We start from the raw sequence: 16,891 nt of genomic DNA on the forward strand, positions 1-16,891 counted from the left end.
ATACACCTTTATCAAACGTCTTGGAAACGTGACGCTCGGCCGAGGCGCAGGGATGTCAGGGCGGCGTCGCGCAGGGTCGCGGAATACTGCCGATATTCTATAGCCCTCGCCTCGTAGAGTTCGGCGACGGCGTTGCGGCCGGTGTCGCGGGCGTCCCGCGCCATCCGCTCCACGAGCGTCACCCGCTCCTCCATGACCCGCATGGCAATCCTGATCGCACCATCAAGCTCATCGATATGCGCAGCAAGCGCGTCAGCGGTATAGGCGTGGCCGATCTGACACCGAAATCGCAACGGCCGGGAACCCCGAACCTCTGAAAGCACGCCATGGCAGTCCGGACAGGTGATAGCGATTGGCGACGCGATCTTACGAAGCTCGGCGCTGCCGGTTCGCCCACCAGTCGCGATTTCGACCTCGAGCCGCAACTCGTCCGATGGCAGATCAAGTTCCGGCCCCGCTTTGCTTCCTGCGATATCGGTCAGAAGTCTGCCGAGATCAGCGGCCGGGGCCACATGATCGACCTCCACTGCCTCAAGCGCGGCCAGCGGCATTTGATCCGCCTCCGCATCGAGAGGGTGTTGCACCACGGCCGTGCCACCATTAGATTTGATCGCATGCAGGCCTGCAGCTCCGTCATTGAGCATCCCGGTCAGGACGAGCCCCACCACACGTGGACCGAAGGACAGGGCAGCAGAGCGAAACATCGGGTCGATCGAGGGCCTGACCATGTTTTCCCGCGGGCCGGCTCCGAACTTGATCGTTTCCCCCATGAGCAGCAGGTGGCGATCGGGAGCTGCGAGATAGACATGGCCGCGCTCGATCGGCTGTCCGTCAACCGCCTGCGTCACCGGAAGCTTGCATCTTGCCGCCAGCATCTCCGGCAGAAAACCGGGAGAGTTTGCAGGAATGTGAGTGCTGACGAAGATACTCGCTGGAAGGTCGGCGGGTAAATCGGCGACGAGTGTCCTAAGGACGGCACCACTTCCTGCCGATCCGCCGATTGCAATAATATCCTTGGTCGCGCTTGAGGACATGACCTTTGACCTTTCATGATCATGCTCAACAATCGGCAAGGCCTCATGGTTCCGCATGGTGCGCGGACTTGCCTCATTCTTCCCCCGCATACCGCAGCTCACCCCGGCCATCGGCAGGATCAACGGCACGTCAGCAACTTTAAGACAGCTTCTGCGAGACGGTCAGTTAAGCCGTTCGATCCCGCCAGCTGGACCAAAGAGTGCGACGGCGATGTGTTCGAGTTCGGTCGGTTTTTCGCAGAGGGCAAATCCCTTGTATTTCACAGGAATGTGGGATGGGTCGTAGCCGGTAGCAAAGACGAAGTTGATGTCTCGCGCCTCCAGTTCATCGGCGACGGCAAATACCAGCTCGTCACCCAGGTAGACGTCGAGGATCGCCGCGTCGATATGTTCCTTGTTGATTAGGTCGAGGGCGCGGCTGACGTTTGACGTCGGTCCGACGACGATTGCGCCGAGGTCTTCGAGCTTGCGGCGGGTCTCGTCGGCAAGAAAATATTCGTCTTCAACGATCAGGATGCGCTTTCCCGAGAACAGTTTCGTTTGATTGTTTTTTTCCACCGTGCACCTTTCCAGCGAGGCGGGAGTGATAGGTGTCAAGACACCGGATGCACTCCAGGCCTCTGCTGCCGTGCCGGCAAGCCGGCGAGCACTGTCAATAATTCTTGTTCGTTACATGGTTTGTTGAGGTAAGGCATGGCCTTGAAAGGTTCTGGCACGGAAGAACACTCGTAGCCGGTGACAAAAACGAATGGGATTTGGTATTCGGTGAGCTTCTCGGCAACCGGGTAAGCCATCGTTCCGCGCAAATTGATGTCGAGAATTGCCCCGTCGAGTTCCAACGCCCGCTCGCGGACGAGTTCCACGGCACCCGCAACATTCGATACGGGTCCCGCGACTTCAGCGCCTTCGTCCTCAAGGGCGGTCATCATGCTGGTCGCTGCCAGATACGCGTCCTCGACGACCAGGTAGTAGCGCCCCGCGAGCGCGAGCGATTGCTGCATGATCGGACTCCTTCGCCTCTCAAACGATTGCTGAAGGGAAAAGTTGCGTCCGTTAACAGGATTAAGTGCTGCCACGAGGTGCTGACCGTTCGTGGATATAGACTTCATTTTCGCCCCTGGAATTGTGAGGCTGTAAAAGTGGAGAGACGATTGGCCGTGTTTAGTGCAATGTTCTCCGGGCTCCTCAAAGAAAAACCCATCAAGCGTTCGTATTCCGCCTCGGGGATGCCGTAGGAACCATGGGCTTTCAGGATGAGGCCATCCCGATCGACGACAATCACCTTTCCTCGTATGGATCTGATGAGCTTCTCGCCCTCCAGAACGTGGAGAGCGCTTGTCACGCCGGAACGCCGGACGCCCAGCATGAAAGACATATATTGGTGGGTAAGATTCAGCACTTGGCTGTCTACGCGATCATTGAGCATGAGCAGCCAGCGCGCCAGTCTCTGCTCTATGGAATATCGGCCGTTGGCCAGGGCCGTGTAGCCTATCTGAGTCCCGAGCGACCTCGCAAACGACGAGGAAAGCGCGCGCAACTGTGGCGCCTTATGCGTGACCCGAAGAAAGCTGTCGACGTCGATGCGCTGAGCTGTCCCTTCGATCTGTACCATCAGATTGTAAGGCGTGCGCCAGTCGCCTTGGAGCAGGCCGGTGCCCGTCACGCCTTCACGCCCGATCAGGCCAGCCTCCACCTGCGAGCCTTCGAGGGACATGGCGACGAGTGAGATAATTCCGGTTTCGATGAACGAGACAGCCGATATCTCTTTAAACTGCTGTTCGAGGATTTCGCCTTGGACCAATCGGACCCGTTCTAGGTGCGGCCGAATGACATCATTTTCACGGGGAGAAAGCGCGGAAAGAATCATATTTTCTTGATCGCCCGGTGCCTTCTGCGTGGAGTCCCGGCAGTCGGAAATGGCCCCGTAAATCGCGTTCTTATCTAGCGGCTTTTCGACGAATATCCGATCTGCGAATCGGGGAGGAACAACGTCCCGGCTGTAGCCGGTTGCAAAGAAGAAGGGGATATTTCGCTTCGATAGTTCATCAGCGACCGGGAACACCATCGTTCCTCGGAGATTGATGTCCAGAATTGCAACATCGATTTGAGAAAAATCCTCGATAAATTTAAGCGCTTGCTGGACATTGGGGGCCGGCCCAATAATCTTCATCCCGACTTCTGACAGCTTCGACGCGAGGTCACTCGCAAGGACGTAATCGTCCTCAACGACCAAGGCGACCCGCGCGGGCTTGTCAAAAGCCGTATTCATGCCGATGGCCTCCTGACGTCATGGTCTGTTTCAGACGAAAACGTTTGGGTTACCGACCTGTTCCGAGGAACCCGCAAAGCATCATTATCAGATATCGTGATCGGCTGTGGTATCAGAGACGTGCGAGAGATCGTATAGGGAGCCGCTTCGCGGTAGCCCTATGGCTAGGGATGGGGCGTCGGGCGCGGGGGAAGCGACTTCAGGTATCGAGCGATAGCAGTACGGTCGGCCTCAGTCAGTTCCGAGGTATTCTTAACGACATCTGCCATCGACCAGCCGACATAACCGTGATCAGGCGTCTTGCCGCTTTTGAGCATCTCCACGATATCATCCTCCGACCATGAGCCGATGCCCTCCGGCGTGATGTTCGGATTGAAACCGACACCCTCCGAGCTCACTCCGCCGGCAAAGCGGGTTTTCGGTTTTATCGCGCCGAAGACGTTGCGGGAGGCATGGCATTCGGCGCAATGGCCGAGGACCTCCACGAGATAAGCGCCGCGATCATGCACGGGATCACCGTTCAGCATCCCCTCGGATCGGCCCTCGTGAAAGAACAAGAACTTCCAGACGCCGACGAACCGCCGGATGCGAAACAGCAAGGCGATATCATGCGGTTGTGGCCGATCGGCAACCGGCACAAGCGTATGCAGAAAGGCATAGAGGTCCCTGACATCATCGAGTGTCATTCCAGTATAGCTGGCATAGGGAAAGACCGGGTAATAATGCTGCCTTGTCGGCGATACACCCGCAATCAGGGCGTTAGCCAAATCAGCCACCGACCAGGATCCTATGCCGGCTTGAAGGTCTGGCGAGATATTGGGTGTCCTGAAGGTTCCAAAGGGCGAGGCAAGCGCAAGATCGCCCCCGAGTTTCAGGCGATCCGGCTGACCGGGAGAGGCATGGCAGGAGGCGCAATCGCCAGCGGCAAATACCAGCCGGCCGCGCTCAGCATTTCCTGGTGTCAGCCTCGGATCGTCGGCAGCGAAAGGAGCGTGCGACCTAGTCAGCAGCCAGACCGTGGAGAAGCCAACGAGGATCGCCGCGATGGCGATGGAAAATAGCCGGGCACCTTTCAGCATGTTGAACCCGCAAAGTGTTGAACCATCGTCTCAAGCCGGCGACGGCTAGACCATGTACTCCCGCCGGCCGTGGCGAGAAACCGCAACTGCACACCATCGCCTCGTCCTCCGCCGGCGTGCAATCCAAACCACAGACAACAGCGAATGTTCCGACCTCGCCTGTTGGCGTGGACCTGCCGCAGGGAAAAGGGTGAAGAGTGATGGCGATTGTGCAGCTCGACTTTCAAAACCGCGTTCGTCGCCGGACTGAATCCCCGCATAGGGATCGATGGGAACATTTCTCCGACATCGAGGTTGGGCGCCATCAACGACTGCTGAGGAGAAACCGTTGTGAGAGCCCTTACCTGGCACGACAAGCATGATATTCGTTGCGACAGTGTCCCTGATCCTCAGATTGAAGATGGTCGGGACGCCATCATCAAGGTAACGGCCTGCGCGATCTGCGGATCCGATCTGCATCTTTACGACGGCGTCATGCCGGAGATGCACAGCGGCGATATCATGGGCCACGAGACCATGGGCGAGGTCGTGGAGGTCGGCAAGGAGAACACGAAGCTCAAGGTCGGCGATCGCGTCGTCGTCCCCTTCACCATTTCCTGCGGTGAATGCTTCTTCTGCAAGCGCGGTTTTTATTCCGGTTGCGAGCGCTCCAACCCCGATCGCTCGAAGGTGACGAAACTGTGGGGCAATTCACCGGCGGGACTTTTCGGCTACTCGCATCTGCTTGGCGGCTATGCCGGCGGACAGGCGGAATATCTGCGCGTGCCATATGCCGATGTCGGACCTATCAAGGTGCCGGACGGACTTTCTGACGAGCAGGTGCTCTTCCTTTCGGATATTTTCCCGACCGGCTACATGGCGGCGGAGTTTTGCAATATTCAGCCCGGCGATACGATCGCGATCTGGGGCTGCGGACCCGTCGGCCAAATGGCAATTCGCTCAGCTTTCCTGCTCGGCGCGGCGCGGGTGATTGCCATCGATGCCGTGCCTGAGCGCATGGCCCTTGCGAAAACGGCCGGAGCCATCCCGCTCGATTTCATGGATAAGGACATCTACGACCAGATCATGGAGTTGACGGATGGCCGCGGTGCCGACGCCTGCATCGACGCCGTTGGAACCGAAGCAGAAGCAGCTGCCAGCTGGGATTCGCGCCTCGACCGCATCAAGGTGGCGATGTTCATGGGAACCGACCGTCCGCACGTGCTTCGCCAGGCCATCCACTGCTGCCGCAACTTCGGCACTGTCTCGATCGTCGGCGTCTATGGTGGTTTCCTCGACAATATCCCGATGGGTTCGGCCATCAATCGCGGTCTGACCTTCAAGATGGCCCAGACGCCGGTCCAGCATTATCTGCCGATCCTGATGGAGCGTATTCAGAATGGGGAAATCGACCCGGCCTTCGTCATCACTCATCGCGGCACGCTGGAAGACGGTCCGGCTCTCTACAAGACGTTTCGCGACAAGCAGGACGGATGCATCAAGGTCGTTCTGAAACCTTAGAGGAGAAGCATCATGAGCCAAGGTCAAACAGGCAAGGGCCTCGCCGTTGTCACCGGCGCATCGACCGGCATCGGCTACGAGCTTGCGAAGTGCGCGGCACAGGACGGCTATGATCTCCTCATCGCCGCCGATGAGGAGCGCATCAACTTGGCGGCAGAAAATCTCAAGCAGTTCGGTACGGCAGTGGATGCCGTCGAAGCCGACCTTTCGACGCTTGAAGGCGTGGATCGCCTTGTCGAGCGCATCACTGCCGGCGGCCGCTCCGTCGATCTGCTGATGGCCAATGCCGGACGCGGCCTCGGCAAGGGCTTCCTCGACCAGAATTTCAGCGAAGCGCGCCGGGTGCTCGATACCAACCTCACCGGCACGATCTATCTGATCCATGCGATCGGCAACCAAATGCGCAGCCGCGGCGAAGGCCGCATTCTGCTGACGGGCTCGATCGCCGGTTTCATGCCCGGCTCTTATCAGGCCGTCTATAACGCCACCAAGGCCTTCATCAACAGTTTCTCCTTTGCCTTGCGCGAAGAATTGAAAGAATCCGGCGTGACCGTCAGCTGCCTCATGCCGGGCGCGACGGAGACCGAGTTCTTCAAGCGGGCCGATCTCATCGATACTGCAATCGGCCAAGCGAAGAAGGATGACGCCGGTGACGTTGCGAGGATCGGCTATGACGCGATGATGGATGGCGAAGGCGATGTGGTCAGCGGCTGGAAGAACAAACTACAGGCAGCCGTTGCCAACGTCACGCCGGCAAGCATTCTAGCCCATCAACATTCTAAAATGGCAGAGCCCGGTTCCGGCACAAAATAAGAGCAGGTCCTTGAGGCGGCGTGGGATCGGGTCCTCACGTCGCCGTCCCGGGATTTAATCGCGCTCGACGAATTTGTTGAAGCGGCTGGTCTTCCCGTCCTTGGTCTTGTCCTGGTAGAGAAAAGCCAGCTTGTTCTGGTCGAAGATCTTGAAGAATTCGTCCCAACCGATCTCGTCGAATTCCTCTTCCTTTTCTCCGAAGTCGATGCGCAGCACGCCGCCTTTGCCGCCGGCGCGGATAACCGCCGGCTTACCATCGCGTTTCTCAGCCCATTTCTGTATTGCCTCGTGGTCCGTCGTCGTCTCTGAACTGCTCATTGCTGCCTCCATCTGTTTTCGAATTCGGCGTAGATCGTCGGGCCGTCACAGCAGCGGTTGCCTTTGCTTCCAGTTGCGATAGGGCGCGAGCAGCTCGCCGGGATAGCGCCGCTCGATCTCGCTTTCGGTCAAAGCAATCCGGGGAAGGATCTCTTCCGCTGCGTCCTCCCTGGAAATGTCGCTGGCCTTTTCCAGCGCGCTCATAATCATGAACACCTCGTCGTCGGTCATCGCCTCTAGGCGGGAGGCAAGGTCTTCGACCGGTTCGTTGATAAGTGGGTTCGTGGACACTGACACCTCAGGGAAACGGAATTTCCTAGTTTGCATATGCCTGTCGAACTTCGCCCTTCACACTAAGTTCCCCACATGGACCGGGCAGCGCATCGCAATGACGGGGCCGTCCCTTGTTCCCATTCTTCTGCCGGGCCGGGAGCTTGCCCCTAGCCACAAAGCCGACAGTGGAGTTGCTCCATGGATATGACGCAAAGCCGAGATCGCATGGTGGAGCACCAATTGACGCGTCGTGGCATTCGCGATCGTAGCGTCACCGAGACGATGCGCACGGTGCCGCGCGAAAAATTCGTCTCTTCAGGCTGTGAGGAATTCGCCTACGAGGATGCGCCGCTGTCGATCGGCGAGGGCCAGACGATTTCTCAGCCGTTCATTGTGGCCCTGATGCTCGAAAAGGCCGAGTTGAAAGCCGGCGACAAAGTACTCGAGGTCGGAACGGGCTCCGGCTACGCTTCAGCCCTGATGAGCCGAATAGTAGGGCAAGTCTATTCCGTCGAGCGCCATGAAAGTCTGGCGCTTCAGGCCCGGGAACGGTTCGAGACGCTCGGATACCACAACATTGACCTTCGCGTAGGTGATGGCAGCAAGGGCTGGCCGGAAGCCGCCCCTTTCGATGCCATTATCGTTTCTGCGGCAGCACCCCAGGTGCCGCCCGCCTTGAAGGAGCAGTTGGGTGTTGGAGGGCGACTCATCATCCCGGTCGGCCGCAGCGAAGAGCAGCGCTTGAGACGCATTACCCGCAGCGGCGGGGCCGTGTTCGAAGATGAAGATCTCGGTGGGGTGGTCTTCGTTCCTCTGATCGGCGAAGACGCCTGGACTGCCGCACATCCGAGGTACACGGCGACGGTCGAGGTGACGCAGTTTACGACCGACATCGGCCTCTCCTACGTGAAGAGGTGGTGGCCGCGCGCAGCGCATATCATCGATGGCGTTCCAACCGTCCTGGTGACGGATGGCGTCTACGACGAACGCGCGCTCAAAGGAGCCCGCCTGCAGAAGGACGATGTCATGCAAGCGGCTCGACGTCAGGAAGGCATCGAGAGCGTGACGGAAATAGAATTTGCCATCCTCGAAGTGAGCGGCAACATCAGCATCATCAAGAAGCAGAAATCCGGCTGACAATCGGGGAACTCTCGGCTCGTCCGATAGTTGAGCGGATGATCAACCCAGGAGATCCCGATGAAACGCTTTATTATCGCCTCGCTCGCCCTCTCGCTTGCCGTCCCGGCCTTCGCACAATCCGCGGCCGAACAGACCGGCGTCAATTCTCTGATCGGCGTCCCGCCGAAAACAGAGGATTTCGTCAAGGAAGCAGCGACCAGCGACATGTTCGAAATCGCCTCCAGCAAGCTGGCTGTCGAACGCGGTGACGATGCGACGAAAGCTTTTGCGCAGCAGATGGTCGCCGACCATCAAAAGACCAGCGACGAACTGAAGGCATTGGTCTCCGGCGGCAAGGTCAAAGCTGCCCTTCCCAGCGCCATGACGTCGGCTCAGCAAAGCATGCTCGACAAGCTGAACGGTCTGCAGGGCGACGATTTCAACAAGCAATATCACTCGGACCAGGAGTCCGCCCACGAAGACGCCGTCGATCTCTTCAAGCGCTATGGCGACGAAGGAGATAATCCCGAACTGAAGGCATGGGCCGCAAGCACCCGGCCTGCTCTGGAACATCACCTTGAGATGGCCAGAGAGCTCAATAAGTAGGCAGGGAAAGCAAGAGTCGTCCGAAAGGCTGAGAGGTCGAGGTGATCTCGTCATTCGGCCTGTCAGTATGCAACGCCGATGATGCCTGGCACGCCGAACGGGAAGTGGACGTCTCAGGCATTCCGACGATCCGGGCGGCCTGAGAAAAAGCGCCGATCTGCCTCAGAAGGACAGGTCGAGCGCCCGGCCCTCGAACAACCGGTCGCGGGAGCCCTCGAGATGCGCTTTCATCAGCCTTTGCGCATCGTCAGGCAGGCCATCGGCGATCGCTTTGTAGATGGCGTTATGCTCTTCGTAGACCTGTTCCAGCCCTTGGCGGGGCCCAAGCAGCGAAAGGCCGTGGAGATGCATGCCGACGGCGATATGTGCCTTCAGCGCATCGATCGACGCCGTATAATAGTGATTGTTGGCTGCCTCCGTCACCGCGCGATGGAAGATGAAATCGGCATCGGTGCGGTGAAGCTGATGGCTGGTCGCCTCGCGCAGATCCGCAAGGGCGCCGGCGATTTTTTGGATCGCCTGCTCATTGCGGCGCTTGGCGGCGAAATAGGCGGCGGCCGGCTCGATGGTCAGGCGGAATTCGTAGCAGCGCTGAATGTCGGCGATCGTCTTGACCGGCGAATAGGCGAGCTGCGTCGTCGGCGATCCATGGGCGCTGACGAAGGTGCCGGCGCCCTGCCGGGCATAGACCATGCCCTGGTCGCGCAGGCGGGCCAGCGCATCGCGGACGATCGGCCTGGAAACACCCAGCATCGAGGCAAGTTCATGTTCGCCGGGAAGACGTGAATCCGGCGGATAGTTTCCGCCGCGGATACGCTCGAGCAGTTGGTCGAAGACGCGATCGACCAGCTTGACGGCCTTGCCGCGTTCGGGCTTGCCCGGCGGGCCGGCTTCCGCGTTCAAAGATTCGCCATTCACTTCAACCACGTCATTCTCCCCGGCGGTATCTTATGCCGCCTGATTCCAAAGAACCAGTTTTAACAAACTATCCGGATTGCCGAAGCCCCCCGACTTCACGGCGCATCGAAATTGCCGCCCGTCAGCGACCGTGACATCGAACCACGGCACGCCCGGTTCGATTTCGCCCTTCGGCGCCAGCACCCTGACCCCAAGGGCCTGGAAAACGGCAAGCGCCGTATCGCCGCCGCCGACCATCAGCATCTCAGGCTTGGTATCGTCGATGGCCAACCTGACGCTTGCTGCAAAGCGGCGGGCGACCAGTGCTGTATCGGCCTCCATCTCGCCGGTGCAGCGCAGCAGTGCCGGCAGCGCCAGGCCCTCGCCGCATTCGATCTCGCCCATCGGCGCGTCCGCCAGCACGCGCAAGGCGCCCGAGGCTTCGAGCCGGTTCATCTGGACTGAGGTGATCGGATCGCGTGAGCCAAAGGCAAACAGCGTTCGCGGGGTCGCCGTAAATTCCGTCATCGGCCCCCGCCCCGTCTCGCCGAGCCGGCGGGCGAATGCGCCACCGAGACCACGCGCACCGACGCCGAGCGTCGTCAGCCAGTCATGGCCCTCGGCGATCTGATCGAGATCGCCATCATCCTCGGCATCGGCAACGACCACATTGTCCGCGTTGCCCTCGAACAGCGTGGCGATCGGCAGCGGCTTATTGACGCCGCGGCCGACGACACAGCCGCGGTAGGTCACGCGTTCCTGATCGGGAATGGCGGGCGCCACGAGGATATTCTTCAGGCCAAGCGCCAGCGCCAGCGCCAGGCTTTCCGCAGCGACATTGCCCTTCAGCCTGGAGTCGATCTTCTTCATCACGATTGAAGGTCTCGCGTCACGAATGACTTCGGCAGCCGATCGAACCCTCTCGGCAGCTTCACGCTCACTGAGCGCCCGAGAGGCGGTATTGATGACCAGGACATCGCAGCCGGTGGCGATCGCATCCTGTGCCGCCTCGACATCGATGGCGACCGCAACCGAAAGGCCGGCCGCGACAAAGGGCGTGCCGGTATCGAGCGCACCCGTCAGATCATCGGCAATGATCGCAGCCTTCAGCGTCATGTAATCTCTGCCATATTGACGGCGTGGCAGGCGACGAGATGGCCGGGCTTGGCCTCCATCCAGGCGGGAATAACCTTGCTGCAGACATCCATGGCGATCGGGCAGCGGGTGTGGAAACGGCAGCCGGAAGGCGGGTTCAGCGGGCTCGGCACATCGCCCTGCAGGATCTGGCGCTGGCGGGTGCGCTCATGCTCTGGATCGGTCTCCGGGACAGCCGACAGCAGCGCCCTGGTATAGGGATGCAGCGGATTGTCGAACAGTTCCTCGCGGCTGGCAAGCTCGGCAAGCCGCCCCAGATACATGACGCCGACGCGGGTGCTGATGTGGCGCACCACCGCCAGATCGTGGGCGATGAACAGATAGGTCAGCCCATATTTCTCCTGCAGATCGAGCAGCAGGTTGATGATCTGTGCCTGGATCGACACGTCGAGCGCCGAGATCGCCTCGTCGCAGACGATGAATTTCGGCTGGCAGGCAAGCGCCCGGGCGATGACGACACGCTGGCGCTGGCCGCCGGAAAGCTCATGCGGGTAACGCTGGGCAAATCGCGTGGGCAGGCCGACATCGGTGAGCAGCGTCGCCACCTTCCCCTTCAGCTCGGCCTTGGTGCAGAGCTTGTGAAAGAGGATCGGCTCGCCGATCGCCTCGCCCACCGTCATACGCGGATTGAGCGTCGAATAGGGATCCTGGAAGACGATCTGCAGGTCGCGGCGGAAGGGCCGCATCTGCTTTTCGCCGAGTGTCGCAAGGTCCTGGCCCTGATAAATGACCTTGCCGCTGGTCGCCTTGTAGAGGTTGAGGATGGTGAAGCCGGTCGTCGATTTGCCGCAACCGGATTCGCCGACGAGGCTCAGCGTCTCGCCTTCCATGATGTCGAGGTTGACGTTGTCGAGCGCATAGACCGTTGCCGAGCGTTCGCCAAAGGCGCCGAGCTTGACGTGGAAATGCTTGACCAGATTTTCGACCTTAAGCAGCGGTTGAGCAGCCATCACGCGGCCTCCTGCATTCTCTGGACGACGAAACAGGCGGCCCGGTGATTGCTGCTGCCGTTTAAGCGTTCAAGCTGCGGCACCTTTTCGTGGCAGATCGCCTCGGCGAGCGGGCAGCGCGGCGCAAACGGGCAGCCCTTCGGCCTCCGGCCGGGTTCCGGCGGCGTGCCGCCAATCGAACTCAGCCGGCTTGCCGGCGAGTCGGATAGCTTCGGGATCGAGGAAAGCAGGCCGCGGGTATAGGGATGGCTGGGGCGGGCATAGAGCTCGTCGACCGGCGCATCCTCGACGACCGTGCCGGCATAGAGCACGGCGACGCGGTCGACCAGGCCGGCGATCAGCGCCAGATCATGGGTAATCCAGACGACCGACATGCCGAGCTTGGCGCGCAGGTCCTTCACCAGATCGACGATCTGAGCCTGGATGGTAACATCGAGCGCCGTCGTCGGCTCATCGGCGATCAGAAGCTTCGGATTGCAGGCAAGGCCGATCGCGATCATCACGCGCTGGCGCATGCCACCGGAAAGCTCATGCGGAAAGGCCTGCAGGCGCTCTTCCGGGCCGGGAATGCCAACGAGGCGCAGAAGCTCGACGGCGCGGGCGCGGGCCGCTGCCTTTTTCATGCCGCGGTGATAGATCAGCGGCTCGCAGATCTGGTCGCCGACGCGCATGACGGGGTTGAGAGACGTCATCGGATCCTGGAAGACGAAGCCGATATCGCCGCCGCGCACCTTGCGCAGCTCGCGATTCGACATCGTCTGCAGATCGCGCCCGTCGAAGGTGGCCGTTCCCTTGGTGACCTTGATCTTGTTCGGCAGCAGCCGCATCAGGCTCAGCATGGTCAGGCTCTTGCCGCAACCGGATTCGCCAACGACGCCGAGGGTCTCGCCCTTGTCGACGTGAAGATCGATGCCATCGACGACGACGGCCGGGCCATTGCGGCCGTCGATCTCGACGGTGAGACCCCTGACATCGAGCAGGCGTTCGGTGTTTTGGGTGTCGATCATTTGCTGCCCCGCGGATTGAGCGCGTCGTTGAGACCGTCGCCGAGGAAGCTGAAGGCAACCGAGGCAAGGCCGAGCACGGCCGCCGGAGCGGCGAGGAGATGCGGATAATGCTGCCAGACGCGAAGACCGTCCGAGATCATGTTGCCCCAGCTCGGCGTTGGCGGATTGACGCCGACGCCCAAAAAGCTGAAGGCGCTTTCCAGCACCATTGCCGTGCCGAGACCGGCGCTGACCGAGACAATCAGGGGGCCAAGCGCATTCGGCACGACGTAACGCTTGATGATGACCCAGTTCGAAAGACCGAGCGCCTGGGCCGCGGTGATATAGGGTCGGCTGCGGATCGACAGAACCTGGGCGCGCACGAGACGGGCATAGGGCGGCCAGGAGATCAGCGCCATCGACCCGAAGACGAGGATGAAATCCACCCATATCGTTTGGCGGTAGAAAGGATTGAGGGTCTCGAGGTAACGCGCCTCCATCCATCGGGTGATCGGCGATTTCAGCGAAGCGTTGATGACGACGACGAGCAGCAGATTGGGCACCGACATCGTCACGTCGGTCAGCCACATGATGGCGCGGTCGAAGGGGTTGCCGAAGAAACCGGCCACCGCGCCGAGCGTAAGACCGATCAACACCGCGAAGAAGGTGACGATGATGGCAACGAGGAAAGCGGTCCGCGTGCCGAAGACCACCCGGCTGAAGACGTCGCGGCCGAGGTCGTCGGTTCCAAAAAGATGGCTCATCGACGGCAGCGCGTTGCGGGCGTCGAGATCCTGGCTCAGATAGTCATAGGGCGTCAGGTAAGGCCCGAAGATCGCTGTGAAGGCGAGGATCACGACGATAACCAGGCCGAAGACGGCGAGCTTGTTGCGCTTCAACCGATACCAGGCGTCGCGCCACAGGCTGACCGGTGGTTCCTCGACGGTTTCGGTGGTGGAGAGAGGGATTGCGGACATGGTCAGCGGCTCCTTCTTGCATCATTGGCGCGCGGGTCGAGCAGCGGATAGAGCACATCCACCAAAAGGTTCGACACCATCACCAGGAACGATCCGATTAGCGTGATCGCCAGGATGACCGGATAGTCGGAATTGATCAGCGCCTGCACCGTCAGGCGTCCGAGCCCCGGCAGGCCAAAGACCAGTTCGACGAAGATCGCGCCGTTGACGATGGTGATCATGATCAGGCCGAGTTGCGTCACCACAGGCGTCAGCACCGGCCGCAGGATATGGCGCAACGCCACGATGATCTCCGGCACGCCCTTGGCACGGGCGGTGCGGACGAAATCCTCCGACAGCACCTCAATGACGGCAGCCCGGGTCTGCCGCACGATCAGCGCGATCGGCTGAAAGGAAAGCACGAGCAGCGGCAACAGGATGCGGACATCGAAGATGCCGCCCCAGCCATAGGGCACGCTGGCGCCCGGCAGCAGCACGATGAGGCCGACCATCAGCAGCGGCCCGGCGACATAGGCCGGGATCGCCCAGAGGAACAGAGCCGAGCCCAGAATGGCGTAGTCGAGGCGCGAGTTCTGGTTCAGCGCCGCGATCATGCCGAGCGGGATCGCAACGACGGTCGTCAGGACGACGGAACAGAGGGCGAGCTGGAAGGAGACGGGGGCGGCGGCTGAGACCATTGCCCAGACGGCGCGGCCCGACGTCAGCGAGTTGCCGAATTGGCCGTGCAGCAGGTTCCAGATGTAAAGGCCGAACTGCTCGATGAAGGGCCTGTTGAGGCCAGCACTTTCGCGGATGGCTTCGATGCGCTGCGGATTATAGGCGACGTCGCCCGGTGCGCGCAGGAAGATCAGCTTGATCGGGTCGCCGGCGCCATAGAAGGCCAGCGCGTAAACGGCCAGCATCACCACCAGAACGGAGGGAATCCAGATGGCAAACCGGGTTAGCACGTAGCGCAGCATGGCCACCTCCCACCAGTTGTTCGATGCGTTCTGTCCTTCGCAAAAGTCCGACAGATCGCATCTCTACTTGAAATTTGCGCGAAGACCTTGCGGCCTTCGCGCGCTTATCGCCAGGAATGATCGTTCAGGATCAGCCGATGGAAATGTTCCAGGGTTCAACGATCTGCCAGTCGAGGTTCTTGTCCAGACCCTTGACGTCCTTTGTTGCCCAGCGCGACATCGCCTGAGAATACCACGGAATGAAGGCCCAATCGTCGCGGAACGCCTTCTGAGCTTGCTGGGCGAGAGCGATGCGCTGCGGATCATCCGCCGCCTTGGTCGTCGCCTCGGCAAGGGCGCTGTCGACCTTGTCGTTCTTGTAGCCGCCGAGCTTGTTCTGCGCATTCGACGAGGTCGAGGCAATGCAGCCTGCCAGATAGGAGACGGCATCGGGAACGCGGGTGCCGACATCGTCGCGGAAGATCTGGACCGAGTTCTGGTCCGGGCCGGCATACGCATCCTGCTGCGGCTTCATGTCGACAGCAGTGATGCCGAGGTTCTGGCGCCATTGCTCGGCGATGAACTGGGCGGCGGCCTGAATGGCCGGCGCCGAGATGCCGACGAACATGATCTTCGGCAAGCGCTCAGGCCCGCCATAGCTCGATTCGGCGAGCAGCTTCTTTGCGGCTGCCGGATCATAAGGAAAGGGTTCGAAGCCGGAATTTTCGGCGCCCGGAACCGAGTTGAGGATCTGGTCGGCCTTCTTGTGCGGCCCGTCCGGATAGGATGCCTTGAACAGGCCGTCTCGGTCGATCGCCATGATCAGTGCCTGGCGAACCTTCGGATCGTCCATCGGCGCCCGGGAAATATTGAACCAGAAGTGCTGGCTGGTCGGGATCAGCGGGCCGGCCGAAAATTCGGGGCCGAGATCCTGGATGATCGTCGAGGTGACGAGTTCCGTATGCGCGTTGAACTCGCCGGATTTGATCAGCGATGTCGCCGTCACATTGTCCTCGATCGAGGTAACCTCGATGCGCGCGAGCTTCGGCTTCGGGCCGAAGAAGTTCTCGTTCGGCTCGAAGGTGAGCTTGCCGGCATCTATATCGATGCTCGTCAGCTTGAAGGGACCGGAGAAGGCCGGCTTGCTGTCAGGCTTGTACCAGTCGGCGATCTCCTCGCCGTCGCTGCCGCGCGACTGCGACGCCTTGGTGATCGGCGCGATGTGGTTTGCCAGGCGCATGAAGAAGATCGGATCGGCTGCCGTCAGCGTCACGACGACCGTCCCCTCGTCGGGTGTCGCGACACCGGTCAACTCCTTGCCGGAGCCGGCAGCGATCTCAGCGTAACCCTTGACCTTGCTCAGCACCTGGTCGGCGCGCTGGCTCTTGGTGTTCGGCATCGAGGCGACTTCCCACGATCCCTTGACATCGGCCGCGGTGATCTTGCTGCCGTCGGAGAAGACGGCCTTGGGGTCGATCTTGAACGTCCAGACGGCGTTGTCGGCAGATTCCCAGCTGGTGAAGACGTAAGGCTTGATTTTGCCTTGACTGTCGAAATACATCGGCGCGGCCCACCAGATCGAATTCCAGCGGAACGTCCTGCCGCCACCGCGCAGCGGCGACCAATCCTGGTCGAAGGCCGGATGTGCGACCTTGAGGACCTGGCCCTCGTCAGCCATGACGATGCGGGCATTCATCCCGAACACGGTGAGGCCGACGCCGGCCGCAAGGCCGAGCTTCAGCGCGTTGCGACGCGATATATTGGTTTTATCCGATTGATCTAAAGACATGGCATTCCTCCCAGGTGAATTCGGCAGCGCTCTCCCTGCCCCTTGCCAGGCGCAGCACAATCCGTCCCGTATCGTTCTCTCGTTATTGTAAATATGTCAACAAAAAATCGCATTTCTTTCTACAGCAAAATTTATGGCGAAAAATATGATAGCAATAACAATTAGATAATTTTTCCATCGAGAAAGAA

18 protein-coding genes and 1 pseudogene are annotated in these 16,891 nt (G+C 60.3%); 5 read left to right on the top strand and 14 right to left on the bottom strand.

What is annotated here, in order from left to right:
• Positions 1-11: 11 nt before the first annotated feature.
• The 5 genes from RCCGE510_RS31250 to RCCGE510_RS31270 form a co-directional block, all read right to left on the bottom strand.
• Positions 12-1,034, bottom strand: coding sequence for a chemotaxis protein CheB (locus tag RCCGE510_RS31250; protein ID WP_037080643.1), 1,023 nt, complete (start codon positions 1,032-1,034; stop codon positions 12-14).
• A gap of 162 nt (positions 1,035-1,196) precedes the next feature.
• Positions 1,197-1,592, bottom strand: a complete 396-nt coding sequence (locus RCCGE510_RS31255) for a response regulator (protein ID WP_007637124.1) — start codon at positions 1,590-1,592, stop codon at positions 1,197-1,199.
• 35 nt (positions 1,593-1,627) lie between these two features.
• The gene (locus RCCGE510_RS31260; protein ID WP_007637125.1) at positions 1,628-2,035 is read right to left on the bottom strand and encodes a response regulator; all 408 of its coding nucleotides are present in this window, start codon (positions 2,033-2,035) and stop codon (positions 1,628-1,630) included.
• Between the two features lie 104 nt (positions 2,036-2,139).
• Positions 2,140-3,303, bottom strand: coding sequence for a helix-turn-helix domain-containing protein (locus tag RCCGE510_RS31265; RefSeq protein ID WP_007637126.1), 1,164 nt, complete (start codon positions 3,301-3,303; stop codon positions 2,140-2,142).
• 164 nt (positions 3,304-3,467) lie between these two features.
• Entirely contained in the window at positions 3,468-4,382 is a 915-nt protein-coding gene (locus RCCGE510_RS31270; RefSeq protein ID WP_007637128.1) for a cytochrome c, read from the bottom strand.
• A gap of 330 nt (positions 4,383-4,712) precedes the next feature.
• Between RCCGE510_RS31270 and RCCGE510_RS31275 the strand changes: the two genes are divergently transcribed.
• Positions 4,713-5,882, top strand: a complete 1,170-nt coding sequence (locus RCCGE510_RS31275; protein WP_007637130.1) for a zinc-dependent alcohol dehydrogenase — start codon at positions 4,713-4,715, stop codon at positions 5,880-5,882.
• Positions 5,883-5,894: 12 nt separating this feature from the next.
• Positions 5,895-6,695, top strand: a complete 801-nt coding sequence (locus RCCGE510_RS31280) for an SDR family NAD(P)-dependent oxidoreductase (protein ID WP_007637132.1) — start codon at positions 5,895-5,897, stop codon at positions 6,693-6,695.
• 54 nt (positions 6,696-6,749) lie between these two features.
• Here RCCGE510_RS31280 and RCCGE510_RS31285 read toward each other — a convergent pair whose 3' ends face one another.
• Positions 6,750-7,013 carry a hypothetical protein gene (locus RCCGE510_RS31285; protein WP_007637134.1) on the bottom strand — a complete coding sequence of 88 codons (264 nt, stop codon included), beginning with the start codon at positions 7,011-7,013 and terminating at the stop codon, positions 6,750-6,752.
• A gap of 45 nt (positions 7,014-7,058) precedes the next feature.
• The gene (locus RCCGE510_RS31290) at positions 7,059-7,304 is read right to left on the bottom strand and encodes a hypothetical protein (RefSeq protein ID WP_007637136.1); all 246 of its coding nucleotides are present in this window, start codon (positions 7,302-7,304) and stop codon (positions 7,059-7,061) included.
• Positions 7,305-7,484: 180 nt separating this feature from the next.
• Between RCCGE510_RS31290 and RCCGE510_RS31295 the strand changes: the two are divergent.
• The 3 genes and pseudogenes from RCCGE510_RS31295 to RCCGE510_RS31305 all read left to right on the top strand — a co-directional run.
• Positions 7,485-8,150 (top strand): annotated as a pseudogene (locus RCCGE510_RS31295) (protein-L-isoaspartate(D-aspartate) O-methyltransferase); the annotation flags it as partial.
• 42 nt (positions 8,151-8,192) lie between these two features.
• Positions 8,193-8,423: a YetF domain-containing protein gene (locus RCCGE510_RS36115; protein ID WP_037080582.1), complete on the top strand. Its 231-nt coding sequence runs from the start codon at positions 8,193-8,195 to the stop codon at positions 8,421-8,423.
• Positions 8,424-8,483: 60 nt separating this feature from the next.
• Positions 8,484-9,011, top strand: a complete 528-nt coding sequence (locus RCCGE510_RS31305; protein WP_007637140.1) for a DUF4142 domain-containing protein — start codon at positions 8,484-8,486, stop codon at positions 9,009-9,011.
• A gap of 162 nt (positions 9,012-9,173) precedes the next feature.
• On the opposite strand, the gene RCCGE510_RS31310 is transcribed toward RCCGE510_RS31305, so the two are convergent.
• From RCCGE510_RS31310 to RCCGE510_RS31340, 7 genes are all read right to left on the bottom strand, one after another.
• Positions 9,174-9,938 (bottom strand): FadR/GntR family transcriptional regulator, encoded by a 765-nt coding sequence (locus RCCGE510_RS31310; RefSeq protein WP_007637141.1) that lies wholly within the window; start codon positions 9,936-9,938, stop codon positions 9,174-9,176.
• A gap of 21 nt (positions 9,939-9,959) precedes the next feature.
• Positions 9,960-11,024, bottom strand: coding sequence for a four-carbon acid sugar kinase family protein (locus RCCGE510_RS31315; RefSeq protein WP_007637142.1), 1,065 nt, complete (start codon positions 11,022-11,024; stop codon positions 9,960-9,962).
• Positions 11,021-12,013, bottom strand: a complete 993-nt coding sequence (locus tag RCCGE510_RS31320; RefSeq protein ID WP_007637143.1) for an oligopeptide/dipeptide ABC transporter ATP-binding protein — start codon at positions 12,011-12,013, stop codon at positions 11,021-11,023. Before RCCGE510_RS31320 ends, RCCGE510_RS31315 begins: the two co-directional genes overlap by 4 nt.
• Positions 12,013-13,020 (bottom strand): ABC transporter ATP-binding protein, encoded by a 1,008-nt coding sequence (locus RCCGE510_RS31325; protein WP_007637144.1) that lies wholly within the window; start codon positions 13,018-13,020, stop codon positions 12,013-12,015. Before RCCGE510_RS31325 ends, RCCGE510_RS31320 begins: the two co-directional genes overlap by 1 nt.
• Positions 13,017-13,976, bottom strand: coding sequence for an ABC transporter permease (locus RCCGE510_RS31330; protein WP_007637146.1), 960 nt, complete (start codon positions 13,974-13,976; stop codon positions 13,017-13,019). The genes RCCGE510_RS31325 and RCCGE510_RS31330 overlap by 4 nt, the downstream gene beginning before the upstream one ends.
• Positions 13,977-13,978: 2 nt before the next feature.
• Positions 13,979-14,935, bottom strand: coding sequence for an ABC transporter permease (locus RCCGE510_RS31335; RefSeq protein WP_007637147.1), 957 nt, complete (start codon positions 14,933-14,935; stop codon positions 13,979-13,981).
• Positions 14,936-15,065: 130 nt separating this feature from the next.
• Positions 15,066-16,703, bottom strand: coding sequence for an ABC transporter substrate-binding protein (locus tag RCCGE510_RS31340; RefSeq protein ID WP_007637149.1), 1,638 nt, complete (start codon positions 16,701-16,703; stop codon positions 15,066-15,068).
• Positions 16,704-16,891 lie beyond the last annotated feature (188 nt).

The sequence above is a fragment of the Rhizobium sp. CCGE 510 genome (genome assembly GCF_000292525.1).
Classification (GTDB): Bacteria; Pseudomonadota; Alphaproteobacteria; order Rhizobiales; family Rhizobiaceae; genus Rhizobium.